Annotated in this window: 1 rRNA gene; it reads left to right on the top strand. The window is 48.0% G+C overall.

Going from position 1 to position 1966, the window contains the following annotated elements:
* A 23S ribosomal RNA gene (locus tag Ctaglu_RS24535) occupies nucleotides 1–1966 on the top strand; the annotation flags it as partial.

Raw genomic sequence — 1966 nt, 5'->3', positions numbered from 1 at the left:
GAAGAAGGACGCGTTAAGCTGCGATAAGCTTTGGGTAGGCGCAAATAGCCAGTGATCCAAAGATTTCCGAATGGGGGAACCCACATAGTAACAACTATGTACTGCATACTGAATAAATAGGTATGCAGAGGTAGACCCGGGGAACTGAAACATCTAAGTACCCGGAGGAAGAGAAAGAAACATCGATTTCCTAAGTAGCGGCGAGCGAAAGGGAAAGAGCCCAAACCTAGGTCTTTGACCTAGGGGTTGAGGATAGATCATAAATACTGCAATTCCTTAATTGAAGATAGCTGGAAAGCTGCTCCGCAGAAGGTAATAGGCCTGTAAATGAAAAGGAAAAACAGTCAGATCTAATCCAGAGTACCACGAGACACGTGAAACCTTGTGGGAAGCAGGGAGGACCACCTCCCAAGGCTAAATACTACCTAGTGACCGATAGTGAAGAAGTACCGTGAGGGAAAGGTGAAAAGAACCCCGGAAGGGGAGTGAAATAGAACCTGAAACCGTGTGCCTACAACCGGTCGGAGCACTTTTTATGTGTGACGGCGTGCTTTTTGTAGAACGAGCCAACGAGTTACGATATGTAGCAAGGTTAAGTACTTAAGGTACGGAGCCGAAGGGAAACCAAGTCTGAATAGGGCGCTATAGTTGCATGTCGTAGACCCGAAACCGGGTGACCTATCCATGGCCAGGATGAAGCGGAAGTAAAATTCCGTGGAGGTCCGAACCACGTTGGTGTTGAAAAACCATGGGATGAGCTGTGGATAGCGGAGAAATTCCAATCGAACTCGGAGATAGCTGGTTCTCCTCGAAATAGCTTTAGGGCTAGCGTCGATTAATTGAGTAATGGAGGTAGAGCACTGAATGGGCTAGGGGCTGACAACAGTTACTGAACCCTATCAAACTCCGAATGCCATATACTTTTATTTCGGCAGTCAGACTGCGAATGATAAGATCCGTAGTCAAAAGGGAAACAGCCCAGACCATCAGCTAAGGTCCCAAAGTGTAAGTTAAGTGGAAAAGGATGTGGGATTTCTAAGACAACTAGGATGTTGGCTCAGAAGCAGCCACTCATTCAAAGAGTGCGTAATAGCTCACTAGTCAAGAGATCCTGCGCCGAAGATGTCCGGGGCTAAAACTTACCACCGAAGCTATGGGTGTACACTATGTGTACGCGGTAGAGGAGCTTTCTGTACTGGCTGAAGTCATACCGTAAGGAGTGGTGGACGGTACAGAAGTGAGAATGTTGGCATAAGTAGCGAGAGTTAAGTGAGAATCTTAACGGTCGAAAACCTAAGGTTTCCTGAGGAAGGCTCGTCCTCTCAGGGTTAGTCGGGACCTAAGCCGAGGCCGAAAGGCGTAGGTGATGGACAATCGGTTGATATTCCGATACCACCAATGGACGTTATTAGAAATGGGATGACGCAGGAGGATAAGATGTGCACACTATTGGATGTGTGTCTAAGCATTTAGGCGGAGCAAGCAGGCAAATCCGTTTGCTCTTAACGCTGAGATGTTATGGGGAAGGGAATTTATTCCTGAAGTATCTGATTCCACGCTGCCAAGAAAAGTCTCTATCGAGGATATTGGTGCCCGTACCGCAAACCGACACAGGTAGGTGAGGAGAGAATCCTAAGACCATCGGAAGAATTGCTGTTAAGGAACTCGGCAAATTGACCCCGTAACTTCGGGAGAAGGGGTGCCTACGAAAGTAGGTCGCAGAGAATAGGCCCAAGCAACTGTTTAGCAAAAACACAGGTCTCTGCTAAAGCGAAAGCTGATGTATAGGGGCTGACGCCTGCCCGGTGCTGGAAGGTTAAGGGGATTACTTAGCGCAAGCGAAGGTATGAACTTAAGCCCCAGTAAACGGCGGCCGTAACTATAACGGTCCTAAGGTAGCGAAATTCCTTGTCGGGTAAGTTCCGACCCGCACGAATGGCGTAATGATTTGGGCACTGTCTCAACA

The sequence above is a fragment of the Clostridium tagluense genome, from assembly GCF_003865095.1.
In the GTDB taxonomy this organism is placed as follows: domain Bacteria; phylum Bacillota; class Clostridia; order Clostridiales; family Clostridiaceae; genus Clostridium_AD; species Clostridium_AD tagluense.
Note: the sequence above shows the minus strand (reverse complement) of the source record. Positions and strands in the feature narration are given on the sequence as shown.